We start from the raw sequence: 23809 nt of genomic DNA, 5'->3' as shown, positions 1-23809 counted from the left end.
CTTTTTCTATTCCCAATAGTTACGAGACTGGCGATCGTTCTCCATCTCATGACCAAATATCTCTTCCAACTCTTTCCGCGCTTCTTTCGATCGCAATGCGAGCTCTTTATCTTCACTGTGCTGAGGCAGTAACTCTTTAAGCATCGAGTTATCTAGCTTTCTAAAATGTGCTTCAGCTCGCTTTGCTTGATAAGGATGCATACCCAACTCAGTAAGAGCCTGTCGCCCTAAATCAAGTGCCCCTAAAAAGGTCTCACGAGAGTAATTATTAACACCATGATTCATTAATTGATAAGCTTCAACACGGCTACGTGCACGAGCTAATATTTTTAGACGTGGAAAATGCTGTCGGCAGATATCAACAATTTTCATGATTTCATCAGGAGAGTCAGTACACAGCACAATCGCTTCCGCTTTATCTGCCCCTGCAGCTCGTAATAAATCCAACTGAGTCGCATCCCCATAAAACACTTTATAGCCAAACTTACGCAATAAATGAATTTGGCTCGCGTCACTTTCTAATACGGTAATACGGATCTTATTGGCGTACATCAACCGACCAATAATCTGCCCAAAACGACCAAAGCCTGCAATGATCACTCTTGGACTACGATCAACCACATCAGATTGCATCGCATCTTCACTGATTTGATTAAGTTCGCGAGCGAAAAACCTGTCTTGTAGTTTAAGCATTAATGGCGTGGTGACCATAGATAAGCTCACCACAACCAATAAGAAAGAGACCTGCTCCCCCGACAAAATACCTTGCGCACTGGCAGCAGTAAAAATCACAAAGGCGAACTCCCCACCTTGGCTTAAAATCATCGCCATTCGGCTTCGAGCTTTGGTTTGAATGCCAAAAATACGAGCCAATCCATAAAGCACAAAGCCTTTAAATACGACTAAAGCGGTGACGGCAACCAAGATAGCCAGCGGACTCTCTGCCAACAAACCTAAGTTAACTGCCATCCCTACTGAGATAAAGAAAAGCCCCAACAGCAAGCCTTTAAATGGCTCGATCGCTATCTCTAATTCATGACGATATTCGCTTTCGGCCAATAGCACACCCGCTAAAAATGTCCCGAGCGCCATCGATAAGCCAATCTTCTGCATCAATACCGCAATACCAATCACCAATAACAGCGCCGCAACGGTGAACAATTCACGCACGCCACTCATCACTACATACCGAAACAGCGGTCGCAGCAAAAAGTGCCCACCAATCAATAACCCAAAGACTCCGCCGAGCATCCACAGCATGTCAGCCCAACTGCCTCCGGTACTCCCTGCTAATAATGGGAGCATAGCCAACATTGGGATCACCGCGATATCTTGAAAAAGCAGCACAGCAAAACCAGACTGTCCTGCCTCTTTACCACTCAGTTCACGCTCTTCGATAACACGTAGCGCAATGGCGGTAGATGACAAGGCTAATCCCATACCAATCACTAAACTGGTTTGCCAACTTAAGCCGAACATATAAGCGATAGCCGCAATCAATAAGGTCGTAATACAGACCTGTGCGCCACCAAGCCCGAGAATGGGCCCTCGCATCGTCCAGAGTTTTTTAGGGTTCAACTCCAAACCAATTAAGAACAGCAGCAGCACCACACCAAATTCAGAGAAATGAAGAATGGCTTCTACATCACTAATTAACCCTAATCCCCAAGGGCCAATAGCAACTCCGGCTAATAAATAACCCAGAACAGAACCAAGCCCTAAACGCTGAGCAAGTGGAACCGCCACCACCGCGGCAGAAAGAAAAATCACACTACTCTGTAGAAACTCACTGGCCATCCGCATCTCCATCTGTCGCTGATAGTTGTTCAGAAAGCTTGCCTAATGGATCTTGTAGCCAGTGGCGATATCTATCGGCGTGGTGCTCTCTCTCCTTGTCATTAATGTTTCGAGCCCAGTGCAGCACTAATGGATCTAACCAGTGCATACGGCACAGTGATGCGGTTAACTCAAATGGCTGCAAAATCTCTTCCAGTGGATACTTGTTGTAACCCTGCGCACCAAACGCGCCTTCTTGACCGCCAGTCGTAATGACACTGCGCCAATATTTACCCTCTAGTGCGCATTCATGGCCAAACGCAAAGCCTTTAGATAGAACGCGATCAAACCACTCTTTTAATAAAGCAGGACATGAATACATATAAAGAGGATGCTGAAACACGATGACATCATGCTCAAGTAGTAACTGGTGTTCGAAATTAACATCGATAAAGAAGTCAGGATAGGTGGCGTAAAGATCGTGCACACGAACATGCCCCAAAGGTTCAATCGCTTTGATCATGGCCTGATTGGCTATCGAACTATGCGGCTCAGGGTGCGCGTATATCACCAATATTTTAAGCGGTGATGCAGTGTGAGATTGGGTATCACTCATTCTTTAACTGTACTTCCTTGGGTGCTTAGTAGCCTCAACTCAGGATAATTGAAGCCGCTCTGTACTGCTCTTTTCGCGCCTAACCGCGTTAAAATCACCGCAATAGACAAGCTACTGACTTGTGATTTTGCCTTGTTATGCATCTAAAATTGCAACACTGAGCAAATAAATCGACTAACCATTTAAAATTAATAAGCTTTTAGACTTTCTTATCCAGAGTTGAGGCTAGTTATCAAATTGTTATATGATTTCTGCATCATAACCCAATTTGTATAATGATCGACTTTTATCTGGTTTCATCCTACTATGCTCACCGCCTAATCACCTCCAATCTCAATGCGATTTTTATGATTACTTTCTCTGATATTCAACTGCTTCGCGGCGGAAAACCATTACTCGACCAAGCATCTGCTACGATTCACCCTGGCGATAAAGTCGGCCTTGTCGGCAAAAACGGTTGTGGTAAATCAACGCTATTCGCTCTATTAAAAGATGAACTGTCTATTGATGCAGGAACCTTCCACCAGCCAAGCCATTGGGAATTAGCGTGGGTAGCACAAGAGACACCGGCTCTAGAACGTAAAGCCATTGAGTATGTGATTGATGGTGATAGAGAGTATCGCGGCCTAGAGAATGCATTAATAGAAGCAGAACAAGCAGATAATGGCACTTTGGTTGCAGAGCTGCATGGCAAAATTGAGACGATTGGTGGTTACAGCATTAATGCTCGCGCGGCGGAACTGCTTGACGGCCTTGGTTTTAGCCAAGAGCAGATGAGTTGGAATCTTACTCAATTTTCTGGTGGTTGGCGTATGCGTTTGAACTTAGCGCAAGCTCTACTCTGCCGTTCAGATCTACTACTGCTCGATGAACCGACCAACCACTTGGATTTGGATGCGGTGATGTGGTTAGAGCGTTGGCTACAAAGCTACCCTGGCACTTTGATCTTAATTTCGCACGATAGAGACTTCTTAGATCCTATCGTCAATCGCATCATTCATGTCGAGAACCAGTTGCTCAATGAGTACACCGGTAACTATTCATCGTTTGAAACGCAACGAGCTCAAAAGCTAATTTTGCAACAGGCCATGTACCAGAAACAGCAGAAACAGATGTCGCACATGCAGAGCTACATCGACCGTTTCCGCTATAAAGCCTCGAAAGCTCGCCAAGCGCAGAGCCGAATCAAAGCGTTAGAGAAAATGGAGCAAGTGCTACCAGCGCAGTTCGATAACCCATTCAGCTTTGAATTTAGGGAACCGTCCGCTCTGCCAAACCCAATTTTGATGATGGATGAAGTGTCTGCGGGTTACGACAACAATCTTATTCTCGAAAAGATTCGTTTAAACCTCGTTCCGGGAAGCCGTATCGGTCTATTGGGTCGTAATGGTGCGGGTAAATCAACATTAATCAAACTGCTCTCTGGCGACCTTGCGGCTCAGTCTGGTGAATTCAATTACTCTCAAGGCGTGAAAATTGGCTATTTCGCTCAACACCAACTTGAAACCTTGCACCCAGAAGAGACACCACTGCAACACATGATGCAGATAGCACCCCAACATACAGAACAACAACTACGAGATTACCTCGGCAGTTTTGGGTTCAATGGTGATAAAGCGCTGGATAAAGTTGCGCCATTTTCTGGTGGTGAAAAGGCCCGTTTAGTATTGGCACTATTAGTCTGGCAAAAACCAAACTTACTACTGCTCGATGAGCCAACCAACCACCTTGATTTGGATATGCGCCAAGCGTTAACCATGGCTCTGCAAACCTTCGAAGGTGCGATGGTGATTGTCAGCCACGATAGGTATTTACTGCGTGCCACGACCGATGACCTGTATTTAGTTCATGATCGTCAAGTTGCGCCTTTTGATGGTGACTTAGTTGATTACTACAAGTGGTTAACCGATCAACAAAAACTAGAGCGAAAAGAAGCACAAGCTCTCGCTCCAGCAAAAGACAGCGCAAACAGTGCGGCATCAAAGAAAGATCAAAAACGTCGTGAAGCTGAATTTAGAAAGCTGACCGCCCCTATCCGCAAAAATTTAACCAAGCTTGAAGCGAAAATGGATAAATTAGGCGAACAGTTAAGCGAAGCAGAACTACAATTATCAGACACATCACTTTATGATGCAGAAAATAAAGCTAAACTTACTCAAGTACTCGCGCTACAAGCATCAAGCAAATCGGAATTGGAAGAGACAGAGTTAGAATGGATGTCTGGGCAAGAAGACCTTGAGTCCATGGAAAAGGAATTTAGTATCGAATGAGCCAAGAGCACGTAAACATATCTTTGACCTTAGAACGCTTATGGCAATTTAGCTTGCAATATTACAGTGTGCGAGAAGTTAAAGAAGCGTGCTTAACGCTCCAAAATCAATTCCACGGGAATGTGAACCTGCTACTACTGCTCAAATGGCTCGACGAACAGCAGGTTGCCTTCCAAGAAAGTGAATGGCATAAGGTACAAGCGTGCCTTGGCCGTTCAGAGTCACTGCTCCATAGTTACCGAGAGCTTCGTCGCCATCTCAAATCCAATACCCCTGACTCACTCTACCGAGAAGCGTTACAATTTGAATTACAGCTAGAACGACAACAACAGTCTGATCTCGTCGATTGTATTAATGCACTTCGCCTACACAATAACTACAGTGAACCACTGACTCTGCGTTACTGCCGTCAACTCGGCGGTGAACAACTCTATCCCGCCTTTTCAGAACCCGCGCCAAAAATCGCAAATAGCTAGATCCATAACCCATAACCCATAACCCATAACCCGTGACATTACTATTACCAGATAAACACCACACAACTCGCGGTTAAAGTCCCCATACCGAGGTTAAATCGTTGCCATGCTTTCGGGGTTGATAGCCAACGCCTAATGAATGCACCAAACCCAACCCACACCGATGACGTGTGTACCTGAACAAGTAGAAAAATGATAGATATCGCAGCAATCGACCACCAGTAATCCTTGCCCGAATACGCAAAGGATCCAACGGCTGTAATCGACATCATCCAAGCTTTAGGATTTAAATATTGAAATAGAATCGCCTCCCAACAAGTCATCGGTTTGTTTGCCTTACCTTCCCCTTTACTCATCGCGCTGGAAAAAGCGATTTTCCACGCTAAGTAGAGCAAATAAGCACTGCCGAGGATCTTCAAAGCATCTTGGATCTCAGGATAGGTTTGAAACAATACGCCAAGCCCCAGGCCATTCAGGGAAATCAAACTGATCAAGCCAAATCCAATACCGATAAAGTGAGGGATAGACCGACGATAGCCAAAATTAGCACCAGAGGCGGTCAACATGACATTATTTGGCCCTGGCGTGCCTGTCATCACCAATGCAAATAATGCTACCGATAGAAAAAATTGCCACTCCATTGAACACCCCTTTAAATTGTATCGATACAATTATCCATTTAGATAACTAATTGTTGAGTTTTTGTTTCACTTTGCACACAATAACCATAACAATGCGTTTTATTATTAGCAAAAGGTTTATTGTCACCATGACAATTCAAGAAATGACGCTGTCTAAGCAAAGTACAACACCGATGTACAAACAGATCGCTGATCAGCTTTCTAAGCAAATTGATCATGGGGATCTCAAAGCCAACCAAAAATTACCGACTCAACGCAAGCTTGCAGACCAATTACAAGTGACTGTTGGCACTATCACTCGTGCGTATGCAGAAGCAGAACGACGTGGGCTTGTTGAAGCAAGAGTAGGATCTGGAACTTTTATTGCCGATAAAAACAAGAGCAGTTGGAGCTTTGAAGAGAGCACCGAAGATCCAGATGAGTGCAATTTTGGCTACAACATTCCGCCAAATATTGAGCGGAGCAATATGCTTAATCAGGCAATGGCGACCCTATCGCAATCCCCCCAACTGATTGAACAACTGATGCTGTACCAAAAGCCTCATGGATTAGAGTCTCATAAGCAGCAGATTTGCCACTGGCTCGATAACAAAGGCGTTCGCCTCTCTCCACAGCAGCTACTATTTAGCTCAGGCGCTCAACATGCCGTTCAAATTGTGATTGATGCTTTCACTCGTGCAGGGGACACCTTACTGGTAGAAAAAAGCACTTATCCCGGCCTCCTCAGTTTAGCGAGACAGAAACAGTTATCGGTCAAAGGGGTCGAAATGGATGAACAAGGGATAACACCTGCTGGATTAGAAGCGGCTTGCCGGCAATATCAAGCACGCTTTATCTACCTTACCCCAACCTTTCAAAACCCGACGACGGCCATCATGTCTCAACAGAGACGACACGACATACTCGAAGTCTGTAAGCGATATGATCTGCTGATCATTGAAGATGATGTAAACGGATTGCTTGCCGCTGAAGTTAACTCTCCAATGGTGAACCTCGATCCCGAGCAGGTGATCCACATTGGCGCTTTTTCTAAATGCTTAGCCCCCGGATTGCGAGTGGGCTACTTACACGCCCCGAAGAAACTCTACCAACCTTTGGTTTCAACCTTGCAAAACCACAGTTGGATGGTAAGCCCTCTATTGACCGCTTTAGCGTGTGAAATGACCGCCAATGGGGATGCAGACAAAACGCTTGATATTATTCGTCAGGAAATGGAGCAACGGCTAGCGATAGCCCTCGAATATCTCTCCCCTTTTCAGCCAGTGTATAAGCGAGATTGCTTCCATTTATGGTTACCACTCCCAGAGCACTGGCGATTGAGTGATTTCGTCGCTCAAGCCGCTAAAATGGGGGTTGTGGTGAAATCTGGAGAACTATTTTCCCCACCAGCAGGCAGTATTTCCCCTGCGGTAAGGCTTGCACTTAGCTCGCCAATCAACCAAGCTCAACTAAAGAAAGGGCTCATTGCGCTTCAAACACTACTCCACTCCAACCCAATGAATGAGTTTGATTTATGACTATATTCACAGCAGCTAAAGGGCTAAGTAATCCTCACCTGCAGACATTGATGCCGCGCTTTATTCGAAAAAAAGCACTATTTGATCCTCTTTGGCAAACTCTTGATACGCCTGATGGGGATTTTCTTGATCTTGCATGGAGTGAAGACTGGACGACTAAGCAAGCCAAAACGAAACCGGTATTCATTCTTTTTCATGGACTAGAAGGTTGCTTCAATAGCCCATACGCCAACGGGTTAATGAATGCTTTTGCTCAAGATGGCTGGATTTCAGTCATGATGCATTTCCGTGGTTGCAGTGGAAAACCAAATCGACTGGCAAGAGCCTATCACTCTGGCGAAACAGAAGATGCGCGTCTTTTCTTAAACTATATTCAGCAGCAATTTCCCAACCAACCCAAAGTGGCCATTGGGATCTCATTGGGCGGAAACATGTTAACCAACTATTTGGCGTCTTATAGAGATGACCCTATTCTTGATGCCGCAACCATCGTTTCTGCTCCTCTTGATCTCGCTGCCTGCTCTTCGCGTATTGAGCAAGGCTTTTCCAAGGTTTATCGAAACTACCTACTCAATTCACTCAAGCACAATGCACTCAAAAAGCAGCACTTACTGAGTGAAGAGCTCGGTGTAACCGACAATTGCATTAAACAAGTCTCTCGCTTGTACGACTTCGATGACTTGATCACCGCACCTCTTCATGGATTTAAAAACGCCGAAGACTATTACCAGCAGTGTTCAGGGATCCATAAGATCAAACAGATCACCATTCCAACTCAGTTTATTCATGCCAAAGATGATCCATTTATGACCGATGCGGTGATCCCTCGTTTTGTTTTGCCTGAGAATATTGACTACCGATTATTTGAACGAGGTGGTCATGTCGGCTTTTTAACTGGCCATGCGCTCAAGCCAACTTTCTGGCTAGAAGAGGCCATTCCTGCGTATTACGAAAGCTTTCTGAACCAATCATAATGTAAACGCTAGGAGCCACCCGATCCCAGATAAATGAGTGAAATGTAAATACGGTATTGGTTTTTGGGATCAACTTGGGATATAAAGCCTCTCGCTTCATATCCTAGCATCCTGCTCCCAACCAAAAATTCAGAGGTATGTATGATCATCCCGTGGCAAGAGATCGAACCTGAAACGTTACAGAACTTAATCAAAGAGTTTGTTCTTAGAGAAGGTACCGATTACGGCGAGTTTGAGTTTTCACTGCAAGATAAAGTGGATCAGGTCATTATCCAACTTAAGTCAGGAGAGGCAAACGTCGTATTTTCTGAGCTACATGAAACCGTTGATATTCAGATTCGAAATCGAGTTTAACCGCATAGCAGACCATGACAGATCACATTTACGTGTTATAGTGTTACCGATTGCTAACAAGTACGTTACTTCAAGACAAGGTTTGTCATGTCCGCAAAACACCCAATAATCGCAGTGACTGGCTCTTCCGGTGCCGGTACTACAACAACTTCTGAAGCCTTCCGCAAGATGTTCAATATGATGGATGTCAAAGCGGCATGGGTTGAAGGGGATAGTTTCCACCGTTTTACACGCCCTGAGATGGATGTGGAAATACGCAAAGCCCGAGAACAGGGTAAACACATCAGTTATTTCGGCCCTCAAGCGAATGACTTTCCTGCTTTGGCTGAGTTTTTCAGAGAGTATGGCAATGAGGGTGTTGGCCAAGTAAGGCGTTACCTTCATACATTCGATGAAGCGGTACCCTACAACCAAATGCCCGGCACTTTTACCCCATGGCAGGACATTTCATCTGACTCTGATGTGTTGTTCTATGAAGGATTGCACGGTGGGGTCGTAGATGGCGACATCAACGTTTCACAGCATGTCGATTTATTGATTGGCATGGTGCCAATAGTCAACCTAGAGTGGATTCAGAAATTTGTCCGCGATACACGAGATCGTGGCCACTCCAGAGAAGCGGTAATGGATTCGATCGTTCGTTCAATGGATGACTATTTGAATTATATTACTCCTCAATTCTCTCGCACTCATATCAACTTTCAGCGAGTGCCAACTGTTGATACATCAAACCCATTGAATGCAAAAGGCATCCCAAGTTTAGATGAAAGCTTTGTTGTCATTCGTCTACGTGGGATTAAAAATGTTGATTTTCCGTACCTATTAGCCATGATTGATGGCTCCTTCATGTCACGCCATAACACCCTGGTTGTGCCGGGAGGGAAAATGAGTTTTGCCATGGAACTCATCGTGAGACCAATCCTGCAACAGCTGATTGAAACAGGAAAAATTGGTTAGTCATCACGCTTAAATCTCGGTTACTTTTCATACCGTGATCATGTGCACAGTTTTGCGTAGAAGATCGTGGCAATGACACGATTAAAATCAAGAAATGGATTAGGAAAAAGGATACTATTCCTAACCGAAACACAAGATAGCTTGTAGCACTAACAAGAGTGCTCTTATCCTAACGGAACTGCCTACTACTAGGCTTTGCTAATTATGGAAAGCAGCAAGCGTACCCTGCAGAGGAAGTGAGATATTATGGTTCTAGGTAAACCTCAAACCGACCCAACATTAGAGTGGTTTCTTTCACACTGTCATATTCATAAGTACCCATCAAAAAGTACGCTGATTCACGCAGGTGAAAAAGCCGAAACTTTGTATTACATTGTGAAAGGTTCAGTTGCGGTACTAATTAAAGATGAAGAAGGCAAAGAGATGATCTTGTCTTACCTTAACCAAGGTGACTTCATTGGTGAGCTAGGTCTTTTTGAAGAAGACCAAGAGCGTACAGCATGGGTTCGAGCAAAATCTCCTTGTGAAGTTGCTGAGATTTCTTTCAAGAAATTCCGCCAACTTATCCAAGTAAACCCAGACATCCTAATGCGTCTTTCAGCGCAAATGGCAAACCGTCTACAAGTTACTAGCCAAAAAGTAGGTGACTTAGCATTCCTAGATGTAACGGGCCGAATTGCACAAACGCTACTAAACCTAGCGAAACAACCTGATGCAATGACTCACCCTGATGGCATGCAAATTAAGATCACTCGCCAAGAAATCGGTCAAATCGTTGGCTGCTCTCGTGAAACGGTTGGTCGTATCTTGAAGATGCTAGAAGAGCAGAACTTGATTTCAGCTCACGGTAAGACAATTGTAGTTTACGGTACTCGCTAGTTCGCGTTACTGAAAACACTATAAAATTTAAAAACCACCAATATCGCTATTGGTGGTTTTTTATTAGCTAATTTTTACGCCATGCGCTCGTATTAATGATCTAGCCGTTTGTACTCTCAAAGATCTTATCGGCTGACGCTGCAACAAAACCCGTGTACAACTGACCATCATTCATTGGGTAACGTTTCGCAAACTCGTAAAATCCGCCAGGGACAACTTGTTCACTCTCAGTAAATTGGACCGATACGCGATCGGCCATGGTCGATGATTGCTCCAATAGCACTTCAGGTGAGCCTTTAACCTCCCCCCCAGAACCATTGATAACAAACCCAACGCTACTGAGATGATCATTCACCTCTTGAACTTCGCTAAAGTCATTTAATTGATTCACACTGACCGTAAAGTGATTAGCACCATAGCCATGAGCCGCTAACCAAGAGGCGTATTCACTCTCTTTTGCTAAAGTTTGGTAATCTTCAAAGCTCAGTTCCCATTGACGGCCGCTGTATAAAAAGTCCTGAGTCTTCAATTGTTGAGCATCAACTTGATCCACCAGTTTAACGACGATGGCTTGTAACGCTTCAGAGCACTCTTCCACTTTCAGCTCACTAATAAAGACTTTTGGTTGGTTTGGATCATCATGTTCATAATGCTTTGCAACCAACTTTTTGCTTTCAAATAGATAATCACCACACTCTTTATACCCTAATGCTAAAAAAGGCTTCGCTAAGGTTTCAATCCCAAGAGGAGCAACATTAAACGTTCGAAGTGCGATGTGATCATTAATCAGCTCAGCATCTTCGCGAAGCAATTGATGAACCTTATCCGCAGAAGGGCAAAGGCGTTGAATATAATCTTTCCATAGGGATTCAAATAAAACATCTGGCGTCATGACGCCTCCTTGTTGTATTTATTAGGGTCTGTAGACCGAGTTTGCTGTAGAAAAAAGGTTATCTCATGCTGTATCACTCTGCATTCGATAACCATTTAGTACTGAATTGAGGTTTCCGCCTACCGTCGCCCTAAAGCTCTAGACCAGGGCTAAAGGTAGCAGGGAGTAATGTCTCTTCACCTTCCATTGATGCCATTGGATAAGCACAATAGTCAGCAGCGTAGTAAGCACTTGGTCGTAAATTACCAGAAGCGCCAGGGCCACCAAATGGCGCATCACCACTCGCTCCGGTCAATTGGCGGTTACGGTTCACGATGCCCGCGCGAATGTGATCCACAAAGTAATCCCACTCACCATCGTCTGTCGACACAAGTCCAGCAGACAAGCCAAATCGAGTATCATTTGCCATTTCAACCGCCGCATCGAGGCTTTCGTAACGAATAACCTGTAGTAACGGGCCAAAATACTCTTCATCTGGTAGCTCGACGATTTGTGTTACATCGATAATACCCGGTGTCACAAATGCCGCCTCTAAGCCTTTCGCAAGCACTAAGCTTTCACCACCTAACGATTGCAGGTTCGCTTGAGCATCCAAAATAAACTTCGCTGCCGCTTCTGAAATTTGTGGGCCCATAAACGGGGCTGGCTCAGCAAACGGTTGATCAACTAGAATCTTTTGAGTCGCACTGATTAACTTCTCAAGAAGTGCATCGCCTTTACTGCCGAATGGGATATACAAACGACGTGCACAGGTACAACGCTGACCTGCACTGATGAAGGCCGACTGGATAATGGTGTATACCGTCGCATCTAAATCGCCGTATTTATCAGAGATGACCATTGGGTTGTTTCCACCCATCTCTAATGCCAGCATTTTACTTGGTTGCCCTGCAAATTGGCGATGAAGGATATGTCCGGTATTCGCACTGCCCGTAAAGAGCACACCGTCGATTCCTTTCGCATCAGCAAGAGCAATCCCCGTCTCTTTTGCCCCTTGTACAAGGTTAATGACACCAGCAGGTAGACCCGCTTTTTGCCACAGTTTCATAACAAACTCACCTGTCCAAGGCGTCTGTTCTGATGGCTTAAAGACCACGGTATTACCCGCAAGAAGCGCAGGTACAATATGACCATTTGGCAAGTGACCAGGGAAGTTATAAGGCCCAAATACTGCCATGACACCTAAAGGTCGGTGGCGCAGTACTATTTGATTGCCTGCCGCTTCACGAGAAGCTTCACCCGTTCGCTCGTGATACGCTCGAATTGAGATAGCAATTTTACCCGCCATCGCACCCGCTTCTGTACGCGTTTCCCAAATAGGCTTACCCGTCTCTTTTGCTATGATCTGTGCGATCTCTTCGCTGTTCTCTTTCACTTTTTCAGCAAACGTTAGTACAACCTGTTCACGCTCTGAAAATGAAAGATGCTTCCAACTTTGAAATGCCAAGCGAGCGGATTTAACCGCAGATTCAACTTGAGCGGGAGTGGCACTATCACCATGCCAAATGACATCATTATTGAAAGGGCTGAGTGAAGTCATCGCTTCACCTTGTCCTGCAACCCATTCACCTGCGATCCATTGAGTCATCTTAATTCCTTCTAAATAATTCCTATCCACATAGCCAGCCAATGATTTGTTGACTGGCTATGACAATGAGATAGCTTGTTAATCACATCGCACAATCATTTATCTATTGCGCTAATAACCGAACAGAATCACCTTCATTCACTTCAAGCGCTTCCGCCACCTCAGAGGATAGGATCACACTTTCGCTGGCTAGGTCATACGCACCTTTCGCCGCCACTGCTCGGAAGTTTTCAAACGAGGTATTACCCATCAAGTAAGCTTGTGAACTTGAATGTTCAGCAATCACCACTTTCGCACGAATCGAATCTCGCACAGAGTCGATATTACGTAAATCACACTCTACTGTTGGGCCAGCATCGAAAATATCAACGTACCCACGATTGGTGAACCCTTCATTTTCAAGTAACTTCAATGCAGGTCGAGTATTTTCATGTACAACACCAATCACATCTTGAGCTTCTTGGCTCAGCAAGTTGATGTAAATCGGCAACTTCGGCATAAGATCAGCAATAAAGCCTTTCTTACCAATTCCGGTTAAGTAATCTGCGAGAGTAAAATCAATCGAGAAGAAGTGATCTTGTAGCCACTGCCAGAATGGCGAATTTCCATCAGCATCCGATACACCGCGCATTTCTGCAAAAATAGTCTTTGAAAAACGGTGTGGGTGCTCAGCCATCAGTAAAAAACGGCTCTTAGACATCAAACGACCATTCAAGCCTTTACGAAAATCAGGGCGTAAGAACAAGGTGCAAATTTCACTGCATCCTGTGTAGTTGTTGCCAAAAGTCAGAAGCTTAACCACATTATTCACACCGAGCTTATTCGATGAGTGGACCACTTTACTTATGTGATAAGAGTAAAAAGGGACATCCCAACCGATAGAGGCTTCAATACCCGTGGTACCCGCAACTTCACCCGTTTCAGTATCAAAGCCCACCATTAGGTAGCCTTCATCACCAGGTTCAGTCACGCTTTCTTTGCTAAAGCTGTATTCAGAATGAGTAATTCGATTTGTTAACAGTTCTTCGTTAACAGGAAGAGATGTAAATCCATGTCCAGATTCTACTGCGCATGTATGCAGCGCATCGTAGTCTGATTTTTTTATTGGGCGAACAACCAGCATCAATATTCCCTCCAGATGCAAACAACACAGCCCAACATAACTCCATTAAGTTATTACCACTGGGCTGTGCAAATGAGGCTTTAACGAAAATTAAACTAGAGTGCTGATCGCTTTATCTAGTTTCGCTAAACCTTCTTCTATTTCTTGTTTTGTGATGACTAATGATGGTGTAAAACGGACGACATTAAGACCCGCCACCAATACCATTAATCCTTCTTTGCCTGCTGCAACGAGTACGTCACGTGCTCGACCTTGCCATTCATCATTCAGCGCCGCCCCAAGCAGTAAGCCCTTACCGCGAACTTCGCTGAATATGTTGTATTTGTCGTTAATTTTCTCTAAACCTGCGCGGAACAGTGCTTCACGCTCTTTCACGCCAGCAAGAGTTTCAGGTTGGCTAACAACATCAACCACCGCTTCTGCGACGGCACACGCTAGTGGGTTACCACCATAAGTAGAGCCATGAGTCCCAACTTTAAGATGAGGGGCCAGTTTGTCCGTTGTCAGCATTGCGCCAATCGGGAAGCCGCCACCAAGAGATTTTGCAGTACTCAGAATATCAGGCGTCACACCAAGACCTTGATAAGCATAGAAATCGCCAGTACGACCATTACCTGTTTGCACTTCATCAAAAATCAGTAGTGCGTTGTGCTTATCACACAGCTCACGAACTGTTTGAACAAATTCTGAAGTAGGAGAAATGATGCCGCCTTCCCCTTGAAGAGGTTCCATCATCACGGCACAAGTACGGCTAGAAATATGCGCTTCTAGCGCGGCTACGTCATTGTAAGGTAGGTGAGTGATATCGCCCGGCTTAGGACCAAAGCCATCAGAATACGCCGCTTGACCGCCCACAGTGACCGTAAAGAAAGTACGACCGTGGAAGCCTTGTTGGAACGCGATAATTTCAGATTTTTCTTCACCGTGAACATCAGCAGCCCAACGACGAGCCAGTTTCAGTGCTGCTTCGTTTGCTTCTGCACCTGAGTTTGCAAAGAAGACCTTATCTGCAAAGCTGACTTCTGTTAGCTTCTTAGCTAAACGAAGTGCTGGTTCATTGGTCATGACATTACTTAAATGCCACAGTTTGTTTGCTTGTTCTGTTACAGCATTCACCATAGCAGGGTGACAATGACCTAAGCAGCTCACCGCAATACCACCAGCAAAATCGATATACTCGTTACCTTGCTGATCCCAAATTCTCGCGCCTTCCCCTTTCACAGGGATCATTTCCATTGGGTTATAACAAGGCACCATCACCTCATTAAACAAACTACGTTCTACTTTATTTTCCATTGTCATTGCACTCCTTTAGATACTGCATGCCAGGTAGATGCCTCTCATTTTATGAAATCGATGAGGGTTTCATTATGATGAATATTTTGTTTGGCATTTCTACTAATGCAGCATTGTATTTACATTTAATTAACTATTTCAATAGTGGATTGTTCTTTTACTTGCAGAAATAATAGTTCAAAGCTCACTATATGTGACTACTTATGCAGCAATCAAATCGTTTTATGAATTTTTTTCCGGATAAATTGCGTGCTAGTAATTATTAAATGAGGAAATACAAGGCATAGAAGAGGATCGAGGGATATAGCGCGAATAAACTTGCATAGAATATCCACAATAAAATAGATGAAGAAAATGTTAAGAAAAGTGATCCGAGTCAGGTGTTGGAGCGTAATGAATAGCCAAAAACAGGACTATCGTAAAAGGAAATTTGCCAGTAATTGATGGCCTTGCTCTGTTTTAATGGATTCCGGATGAAACTGAACCGCATCAATCGCGAGGGTTTTATGTTGATAGCCCATGATCTCATCCATACTTCCATCTTCAAGCTCAGTCCATGCTGTCAGTTCAAAACAATCAGGCAACGTACCGTTTTTTACCACGAGGGAATGGTAACGTGTCACGGTCAAAGGATTATTAAGCGTTTTAAACACACTTTTTCCGGTGTGTTTAATGGGAGAGGTTTTACCATGCATAACCTGCCTTGCACGCACCACTTCGCCACCGAAAACTTGAGCAATCGCTTGATGCCCTAAACAGACCCCCATAATCGGTAATTTCCCAGCAAAATGCTCGATTACTTCCAGTGATATACCCGCGTCATTCGGGGTGCAAGGCCCAGGGGAGATCACTAAATGGGTCGGCGCTAACGCTTCAATGCCCGCAATATCGATTTCATCATTACGCACAACGTTCACTTCCGCGCCTAACTCACAAAAATATTGGTATAGGTTGTAGGTAAATGAGTCGTAATTGTCGATGATTAGTAGCATGGGAAGTATCGATTACTCTATAGGAAACAGGCGAATAGATGGTGTATTGTGCAGTACCGAGAGGGAAAGGCAAGTGTTTATCATAATCTTATATGGCTCTGTGTATTTTTGATCAAAAAAAGGAGCGTATAAATACGCCCCTTTAACATGACTATTTCGTACAGTCTTTTCTGAAGATATTTTCGCCCCATTGAGGGTTGTCTACGAATGGATTTCGGTTACCTTGAATACCTTGAATTTTGCTATTACGGTTCAATTCAAAATCATCAACGGGATCCTGTGTATTCCACTCTAGTAATGCACAAACGTTACCTAATGCAGTACCATTTACGGCATCATCTACCGTTACTACAAGCTCTAAATCAGGTGTTTTTGGATCATTACCTTCATACCGAGTAGCCATGTAGAACATCATACGAGCAACATCACCTTTCACAGCATCACGCGGCTCAAATGAATCACTGTCTTTTTTGTTTCCAACGTCTGGAGATTCCGCGGTTGGAGAACCACCATTATCAAACTCTAAATTCCCACGCTCATTATTGATGGAAGCATCCGTTGGTCTAAGGTGATGGATATCCGTATACCCGTAGGCATTTTTATCATTAAAGCCACCATTTGACTTAGGATATGAGTGCTCACGGTTCCATGCATCACCATCATTATTACCGCTACTGCTGAACGTTTTCAGCTGAGAGCGCCCTGTGTACATCAAAATAACGTTCTTTGGATCATTAGGATCTTCATCGGTAATACCTAATGCATCCCAGACATCCATAGAGCTAGACGAAGAGTATGGCAGCTTAGTAATACCCGTTGAAATAATACTATTTAACGCCCCTTTCAGTTCATCTCCTGTCTTATTCAATGCACTGTCATAATAGCCATTAGGGTTATAGACCTCACCAGGAACAGGCGGTGGAATTTCATCTTTTGTTTGGCAAGTAATTGTCGGTAAAGCACCAACTACATGTGGATCGTGCGCTTGTTCATATGCTGCATTAACGCTGAAAGCACATGGAATCAGCAGAGCTAAAATTCTTTTTTTCATAACTTTTCCATTGAGGGGAAACTCCCCTCCTCCAATCAACGATACGGGTTACTTTTGAAATTTACGACGAAGAAAACCAAGGCCGAACATGGCAAACAGTCCACCTAGACCAGCAGAACCACCAGAGCTACTGCTACTTTCTGCGACCGTTAATGTTTTCGTTTCTAATACCGTGTTATCTACAGCAGTAATCACTTGGTAATCACCCGCGTTAAAGCCATTAGCAAATGTTACTTCCGTCCAGCCTAGAGCTATTTCAAAAGCATCTAAGGTGTCTTTTGCCACATAAGACGACATCACAACAACGTTTGCATCAGCATCGCTGACACTGACAGTAACCTCATCACCGACCTTCAAGTAGCCACTTGTCGCGGTTAGATCGACAAAGTAATCGAATGATTGGCCTGCGGATGGTGTACTTGGTCTAGGTTCGTTTATCGGCTCAGGAGGCAATTTAACCGGAGTGCCCGGAATAATTGGTTGATCTGGGTTTTCAGGGTAAATAGGATCAACTGGCTTAATCGGTTTACCATCAAAAGCAATGCTTAACACGACAGGATCATGCTCAGCAGAACGATAGGAATCCGTATATTGAGTGGCCAATCCTGAGTTTGCGAAGCCAAATAGAGATGACTCTCCAGCATTAACATTCCACTGCGTTGCATCTACCACTTTTGACTTTAGTCCTGCCGAAGTCAAAACATAATCTAAGCTGCCAACTTCATCATTAGCGATAACGTTATATGATTTAGGTTTAAGAATATTTAGCACATTCTCATAACCATAAGATGCGGTAATGACAGCCCCCTTCTCATCATGTAAAGCCGTATCACCAATAAAGGTGTTACTTGCAGCCGTAATCGAATAATCTTCAGGCGCGTTATCACGATTGGTTAATACCAAAATTGGGTCTTCGCTCGCGTAAGCATTCAAGCTACCTAGGATGATTTTCTCACCGTCGATATCAGCTAACTGCTGGCCTAGATAATCAGCGGCTGAAACACGTAAATTTTCACATGAACCTTGACGATCTAAATCAGCCAGTTGCTCATCAGTGGATGAGTCTTCTAAACATGGCGTATCTTTACCTTTAAACTGGCTTACCGCGACTGTCAGTTTCTCTTCACGATCTTTAAAAGTGAACGTCGGCACTAGCGCTGCATGTTGGCGATAAATATCATCCGTTGCTAAAGCACGTTGCTCTGGCATTGGCATAACAGACAAGCTATCTAAACCAACGGTATTTGCTCGGAAAATAACTTGGTTACTCGTAGCTAAAGAACCAATGTCAGTTAACCCTTCGCTGCTGGCGATACTGTAATGATCGGCCTCAGGAAGCTCAGCATTCAGCTGTTTAACAAGATGGACAATGGCAGAACTATCGCCGAAACCGTTATTCTCAATTTCCATTAAACCAATAATGTCGGCATCTAGCGCTTTAAGTGCACTGACTAATTTTGCTGTCTGAGTTTCAAATTCAGCAGCACTTTGAGCGCCAGGAGTTAAACCATCAGCTAAATATGGATTTGTCTCACCACCACCCTGTAGGCTATTGAAATACCCTTGTGTATGAAATGATGCAACTCGAATGTCACCATCTTCTAGCGATGGTGCGACTTGACGCTCTCCCTCTTCCGATCGAACAAAAGCGGTTTCATCAACAACATTCGTCACGTAGAAGCGATAATCTGAATATGAATACCCTATAACACCTTGTAAGCCATCAACGGTATCTGCTACTCGAATATAATCGTCAGCAGAGCCATCACCATCGCTGTCTGTCGCGCCAAACGCTGGGAACCAAGATGGTACTGATGATGTGTTCTTCGCAAATGACTCCACGACTAGGCGTTTATCTTCACTACAATCCGCCTGTTTTTTTGCATCATCGGTAGCGGGAACAAATTTTTGGTTTGGATGTTGATTTGGCTCTTCATGAGCCAGCAACATGTTAAAGCGTTTAGGCCCATCATCTAAGCTATAGCTACGAGCCACTTGCATATTAGAGGCTTGAGAAAGCTCGACCAACATGCCTTCATGACGCTCTAAAGTAAAATCAAAATCAGGATCCGCATATTGAGTTTTGATAATAGTAGGGGTAATACTACCCGTGCCGGTGGTCTCAATTTTAGTTGCTGGAATCTGAGTCCAGCCATATTTCTCTTCAACAGGACCCGTTACTTCAACTTTATCACCAAGGTTTAAGCCTGTAATATCACCAACGACAAAAATACCATCGGAAGTTTTTACATCACCATCTCCATTTTCATCTTGAATGAAGAAGCCTACAGGTAGGTCACCATCCAGAGCTTCAGTTTGAATCGCTGTGATTATGCCCGCGACTGTGAACTCTTCTGAAGAGATATAAATGCCTTTAGCAGGATCGGTATGAGGAGAAGCCCAAGAGTCGCCTTGAAGATCCATGATGGTAGTCGTAGGATCGGGATCTGGCGTTGGATCTGGATCTGGTGTAGGAGGGGTAGAACCATCAAGCTTACCAAACCCAGTCCAATCAGTATCAGGAAGAACATTAAACTTAGCGGCATCGTAAATAGTACTTGGTGACATATCTGTACGTCTTAAGGTGACATTCTCGTTATATTTAACACCATCAACTGCTCCGATAATATCAACAATAACACCATCACGCTTAACCGAAACAGCATCATTCCCGTTAAAGAAAGTAACATTTGAGCCTAAATTATCAGCTATGTCTTTAAGTGCAGAATCTGCATTACCATTTACAATTACGTAGGTTTGCCCCGCCGATAACGTCACACCATCTAGCAACAATTTATTTTCCCAACCATCCCCACCATTAGGGTCTAGCTCTACACTATAACCATCTAAATTTAGTGATGTGCTACCTGTATTCGCGATTTCAATCGCTTTATTATTGCCTTTTACCGCTTCCGTTATCTCCGAAATAACAATATTGGCATTAACATTAGGTGCAATCACAGCACCTACAGCAATAGCAATTAAACTCTTTTTCATTATATACCTCACGTAAGACTGCTTGGGTCAATCAGTCATGAATATAAACTCCGACTGATGCGCAGCACTTAATGGCTGAACCCCAACAAAACTTTTTAAAGTCAAAAAAAAGGCTAGCTGCTGCTAGCCTTTAAAAGTGCTTAATGATTAGTTACGGCGACGACGTAAGAAACCAAAGCCGAACAGTGACAATAGAGCGCCAAATCCAAACGCACCACCTGAACCATCGTATGACGGTGTTGTTGGTTTAACATTGCTTGAATCTTGCTTAATCACATTTACCGTCATTGATTGCGAGTTACTTGCTGTGCTTGTCGCTGCCACATCTGAACTATTCGTCATTGTCATCGTAAATGTATACTCACCCGTTGGCACACCCAGAACATCGAAGGTAACCATCGCATCACCAGCTGAAAGATCTTGGCTTGATAGCGTAATATCACCTTCTGGCATTGGGGACATTGTTATAGTTGCCTTGTCTCCTGCTACTGCTGGGGTTGTTAAAACAAATGGTACCTGTAAACGGCCACTTGTAGCAGCTAGGGTAACTAGGCTCTCACCTGCTTCACCATATTTATATCCAAGAGATAATATTGCTGAATCATGATCAGAAGAACGGAATGGTGTTTTCTCATAAAACGGGTTTTCCATTTCATTCGGTTCTTTCTTATAGTTACTGTAATCATAGAGTGATGACTCAGCAGCATTGATGTGCCAATCTGTCGCATCAACCAAACGATTCTCTAAAGATTTAGTGACCAGCAAATGATCTAAAGAGCCAGTATCACTTTCGTAAGAATAACTCCATGCTTTCTCTTTAGGAGAGCTCGTTGATTGTGATAACTCAACAACCTTATCAACCGCACTTACGTAACCAAATGATTTGGTAATCAAAGCTCCTTCAGGCCCAAACAGAGGCTCACCATTAACATAGGTATAACCCGCAGCGTAGATGTCTTTCTCTGTTTTATTCTCCGTTAGAACCAACATTGGGTCCTCAAAAGAGTATGAGTTCATGTCACCTAAAACAACTTGATCTCCTGGCATTTTAGCCATCTCTGAGCCTAACTGGTAAGCAGCAGCAACACGGAAGTTCTCACAAGATCCTTGGTAATCATCATTACGCGGGTCATCATATACTGGATCAAAGTCTTTCCACTCTTCCCAGCCGGCCCAATCTTCGTAACAAGTTGAACCTTTAGATTTTAAGTGATTCACCGCAACGGTTAGCTCTTTACCAGTATTCAACACCTTAAAAGTAGCAACAACAGTATTACGCTGATAGTTTTTACCGCTTTCACGGATGTCACCATTTTTATCCAGCAGTGGGGCGCCATTTTCGCCAACAATGATAGGAGCATCCTGTGACGGCATTGGGATAATTTCGCCTCTCACTACAGAGACTTTTGCAGGACGGTAGATAATGCCAGAAGTAATAACATCAGAGCCAACCACGTCATTAGAATCTAAAACTTGATCGCCATTTTTATCAAAACCTACAAACACATATTTATTAGTCGTAGAGTTAATTTTATTGCGATCTTTATAATCGTCATCGGTGTACTTAAGGTTAACCGCTTTTAACAGAGTATTGATTGCACTGAAATCACCAAAACCATTATTTTCAATTTCCATCAAACCAACAATATCTGCATCCAAGCTAAAAATAGCCTCTACAATTTTTGCTTGTTGACGTTCAAATTCCGGCTGTGATTTAGCACCACGGTTATCACCTTTCTGGTTGTCTGCACCACCATAAGGTGAATTAAAGTAATTCAATACATTCTGCGTCGCGATCTTAACTGTGAACCCGTCATCACCGTATGACTCATTTAAGTCAAGTTTATAGTTTCCATATTTTGAATCTTTACGTTGGCGAGGCAGGTGATGAGTAATAGAGCTGTTCTGTAAATCAAAATTCCCAGTAGGAATTAGGCGGTATTCATCATAGTTGTAGCTAATAACACCCTCTAAATCTTTAATGCTATCAGTTACACGAATGTAGTTAGCATTTGGATCTGTATTGAATGCTGAGAAGTAAGGAATATTGCCATTTTCTGGTGCTGTTTCACTATCTACATACAATTCAGAATCTTGGTTTTCCGCAGCTTGTTTCATTGAATCAATACTGCCAGCAACATGATCTTGGTTAGGATGACGGTTTACACGATCATAAGCTAATACCATATTGTTACGATATTTTCTTTTCGCAAGCAGATCAAAATCAAAACTAAATGCACGAGTAACTCGCATGTTTTGATCACCAGTAGCCTTGTCATCCATATCATCAACAAGTTTAACTAGCATCCCTTCGTGACGTTCTAAAGTCTCTGCAAAGCTCTTATCACTGGTTAAACGCTTAAGCTCTGTTGCTTCAATAATTGCAGGTGTTTCATTAATAACCTGCCAATCACCATCTTCCTTCTGATTCAGTTGAGTTAAACCAAAGTACTCTTTAGCGCTTGCAATAACACAAACCTCTTGGCCTAACATCGTTTCATCTGCTTTTTTCGAATAAACAAAAACACCGTTAGACGTTAGAGGATTATTATCATCTGCTTGTAAATAAAAACCTGGAGAAATAGCTTGATCAGCGCTTTTAATAACATTACTTACGCGGCCCGTAATCTTATAATAAGGAGTCTTGTATTCACCTTCTGGAATTAATGGAGAACTTGCCCCATCGCCTTGAATTTCACCAATGGTTTTAACTTCAAGATCTGTCGCATCATCACATGGTGCAGCAACTGGAGGTTCAGGTAGTGCTGGCAATGGAGAATCGTCAACATTTGTCGGATGACCTAAACCACCAAATGAATCTTTATCAAATTGTTCCCAATCACTTTCAGTATAAATACTTGATTGTGCTGTTGCACTAGCTTTACGACGCATACTCCTATCAGCCCATAGCTTATCTCCACTATGGCCAAAGGTACCAAATATATCTTTAACACCAGCAGCATTGTCACTTGTACCCAGCCAAACCGCATCATCACCATTAAAGTTCATTGCACTATGTGCAACTTCATCATAAGTGCCCGCATTAATCACGGCATTATCTCGACCGCTTAGTCGCTCGATATAACGAACAACATCGCTATTCACTTCACCATTAACAATAACAATACTTTCCCCAGCAGGGATAGTTATACCCGTCAACACATTCGCATTAGAAGCGTTCTTAATCTGGTTTTTGTGAGAACTGTAGTAAAGCCCTAAGGTCCCATCAAAAGTGTAGTTTTGTGTCGCATGTAAGTTACTAATTTCCACAGCTTTATTTTGTGCAGAACCTTCCACATATTCCGTAATGACAATATCGTTAATATCCGCAAGCGCAGCACCACTTAGTGCACAACTAATTGCACCAGCTAGAATTGTTATTTTCTTGTTCATAATTTTGTCTCAATTCC

18 protein-coding genes are annotated in these 23809 nt (G+C 43.6%); 7 read left to right on the top strand and 11 right to left on the bottom strand.

Translation table 11 applies throughout. The features are described 5' to 3' along the window. Nucleotides 1–6 precede the first annotated feature (6 nt). Both kefB and kefG read right to left on the bottom strand, forming a co-directional pair. Nucleotides 7–1803, bottom strand: a complete 1797-nt coding sequence (gene kefB, locus FCV43_RS18835) for a glutathione-regulated potassium-efflux system protein KefB (RefSeq protein WP_136996045.1) — start codon at nucleotides 1801–1803, stop codon at nucleotides 7–9. Continuing rightward, nucleotides 1787–2392, bottom strand: a complete 606-nt coding sequence (gene kefG / locus FCV43_RS18830) for a glutathione-regulated potassium-efflux system ancillary protein KefG (RefSeq protein WP_136996038.1) — start codon at nucleotides 2390–2392, stop codon at nucleotides 1787–1789. Before kefG ends, kefB begins: the two co-directional genes overlap by 17 nt. A gap of 347 nt (nucleotides 2393–2739) precedes the next feature. On the opposite strand from kefG, the gene FCV43_RS18825 reads away from it, so the two are divergent. After that, entirely contained in the window at nucleotides 2740–4662 is a 1923-nt protein-coding gene (locus FCV43_RS18825) for an ABC transporter ATP-binding protein (RefSeq protein ID WP_136996037.1), read from the top strand. After that, nucleotides 4659–5138 carry a TIGR02444 family protein gene (locus FCV43_RS18820; protein ID WP_136996036.1) on the top strand — a complete coding sequence of 160 codons (480 nt, stop codon included), beginning with the start codon at nucleotides 4659–4661 and terminating at the stop codon, nucleotides 5136–5138. The genes FCV43_RS18825 and FCV43_RS18820 overlap by 4 nt, the downstream gene beginning before the upstream one ends. 44 nt (nucleotides 5139–5182) lie before the next feature. On the opposite strand, the gene FCV43_RS18815 is transcribed toward FCV43_RS18820, so the two are convergent. After that, nucleotides 5183–5779 carry a LysE family translocator gene (locus FCV43_RS18815; protein WP_136996035.1) on the bottom strand — a complete coding sequence of 199 codons (597 nt, stop codon included), beginning with the start codon at nucleotides 5777–5779 and terminating at the stop codon, nucleotides 5183–5185. A 128-nt stretch (nucleotides 5780–5907) separates the two neighbouring features. Here FCV43_RS18815 and FCV43_RS18810 point away from each other — a divergent pair, with 128 nt between their 5' ends. The 5 genes from FCV43_RS18810 (at nucleotide 5908) to crp (ending at nucleotide 10460) form a co-directional block, all read left to right on the top strand. Beyond that, on the top strand, nucleotides 5908–7296 hold the full coding sequence (locus FCV43_RS18810; RefSeq protein WP_136996034.1) for a PLP-dependent aminotransferase family protein: 1389 nt from the start codon (nucleotides 5908–5910) through the stop codon (nucleotides 7294–7296). Next, nucleotides 7293–8270, top strand: coding sequence for a hydrolase (locus tag FCV43_RS18805; RefSeq protein ID WP_113797176.1), 978 nt, complete (start codon nucleotides 7293–7295; stop codon nucleotides 8268–8270). Before FCV43_RS18810 ends, FCV43_RS18805 begins: the two co-directional genes overlap by 4 nt. Nucleotides 8271–8411: 141 nt before the next feature. Next, nucleotides 8412–8624, top strand: coding sequence for a YheU family protein (locus FCV43_RS18800; RefSeq protein ID WP_017052557.1), 213 nt, complete (start codon nucleotides 8412–8414; stop codon nucleotides 8622–8624). An 87-nt stretch (nucleotides 8625–8711) separates the two neighbouring features. After that, nucleotides 8712–9581, top strand: a complete 870-nt coding sequence (locus FCV43_RS18795; RefSeq protein WP_113797178.1) for a phosphoribulokinase — start codon at nucleotides 8712–8714, stop codon at nucleotides 9579–9581. Between the two features lie 246 nt (nucleotides 9582–9827). Beyond that, entirely contained in the window at nucleotides 9828–10460 is a 633-nt protein-coding gene (gene crp, locus FCV43_RS18790; protein ID WP_004729651.1) for a cAMP-activated global transcriptional regulator CRP, read from the top strand. A 100-nt stretch (nucleotides 10461–10560) separates the two neighbouring features. On the opposite strand, the gene FCV43_RS18785 is transcribed toward crp, so the two are convergent. From FCV43_RS18785 to FCV43_RS18750, 8 genes are all read right to left on the bottom strand, one after another. Then, nucleotides 10561–11352: a DUF1338 domain-containing protein gene (locus FCV43_RS18785; protein WP_136996033.1), complete on the bottom strand. Its 792-nt coding sequence runs from the start codon at nucleotides 11350–11352 to the stop codon at nucleotides 10561–10563. A gap of 130 nt (nucleotides 11353–11482) precedes the next feature. Beyond that, nucleotides 11483–12940: a succinylglutamate-semialdehyde dehydrogenase gene (astD, locus tag FCV43_RS18780; RefSeq protein ID WP_136996032.1), complete on the bottom strand. Its 1458-nt coding sequence runs from the start codon at nucleotides 12938–12940 to the stop codon at nucleotides 11483–11485. A gap of 103 nt (nucleotides 12941–13043) precedes the next feature. Continuing rightward, entirely contained in the window at nucleotides 13044–14063 is a 1020-nt protein-coding gene (astA, locus tag FCV43_RS18775) for an arginine N-succinyltransferase (protein WP_136996031.1), read from the bottom strand. A gap of 90 nt (nucleotides 14064–14153) precedes the next feature. Further along, nucleotides 14154–15365, bottom strand: a complete 1212-nt coding sequence (locus FCV43_RS18770; RefSeq protein WP_029203370.1) for an aspartate aminotransferase family protein — start codon at nucleotides 15363–15365, stop codon at nucleotides 14154–14156. A 407-nt stretch (nucleotides 15366–15772) separates the two neighbouring features. Further along, nucleotides 15773–16351 (bottom strand): aminodeoxychorismate/anthranilate synthase component II, encoded by a 579-nt coding sequence (locus tag FCV43_RS18765; RefSeq protein ID WP_017052563.1) that lies wholly within the window; start codon nucleotides 16349–16351, stop codon nucleotides 15773–15775. Nucleotides 16352–16502: 151 nt separating this feature from the next. Further along, the gene (locus FCV43_RS18760; RefSeq protein ID WP_136996030.1) at nucleotides 16503–17402 is read right to left on the bottom strand and encodes an endonuclease I family protein; all 900 of its coding nucleotides are present in this window, start codon (nucleotides 17400–17402) and stop codon (nucleotides 16503–16505) included. 48 nt (nucleotides 17403–17450) lie between these two features. After that, entirely contained in the window at nucleotides 17451–20399 is a 2949-nt protein-coding gene (locus tag FCV43_RS18755; protein ID WP_136996029.1) for an ExeM/NucH family extracellular endonuclease, read from the bottom strand. A 147-nt stretch (nucleotides 20400–20546) separates the two neighbouring features. Further along, complete coding sequence (locus FCV43_RS18750; protein ID WP_136996028.1) at nucleotides 20547–23792, bottom strand: ExeM/NucH family extracellular endonuclease; 3246 nt, start codon at nucleotides 23790–23792, stop codon at nucleotides 20547–20549. Nucleotides 23793–23809: the final 17 nt, after the last annotated feature.

The organism is Vibrio genomosp. F6, assembly GCF_005146325.1.
Classification (GTDB): domain Bacteria; phylum Pseudomonadota; class Gammaproteobacteria; order Enterobacterales; family Vibrionaceae; genus Vibrio; species Vibrio cortegadensis.
This window is presented reverse-complemented; position numbering and strand designations above follow the sequence as displayed.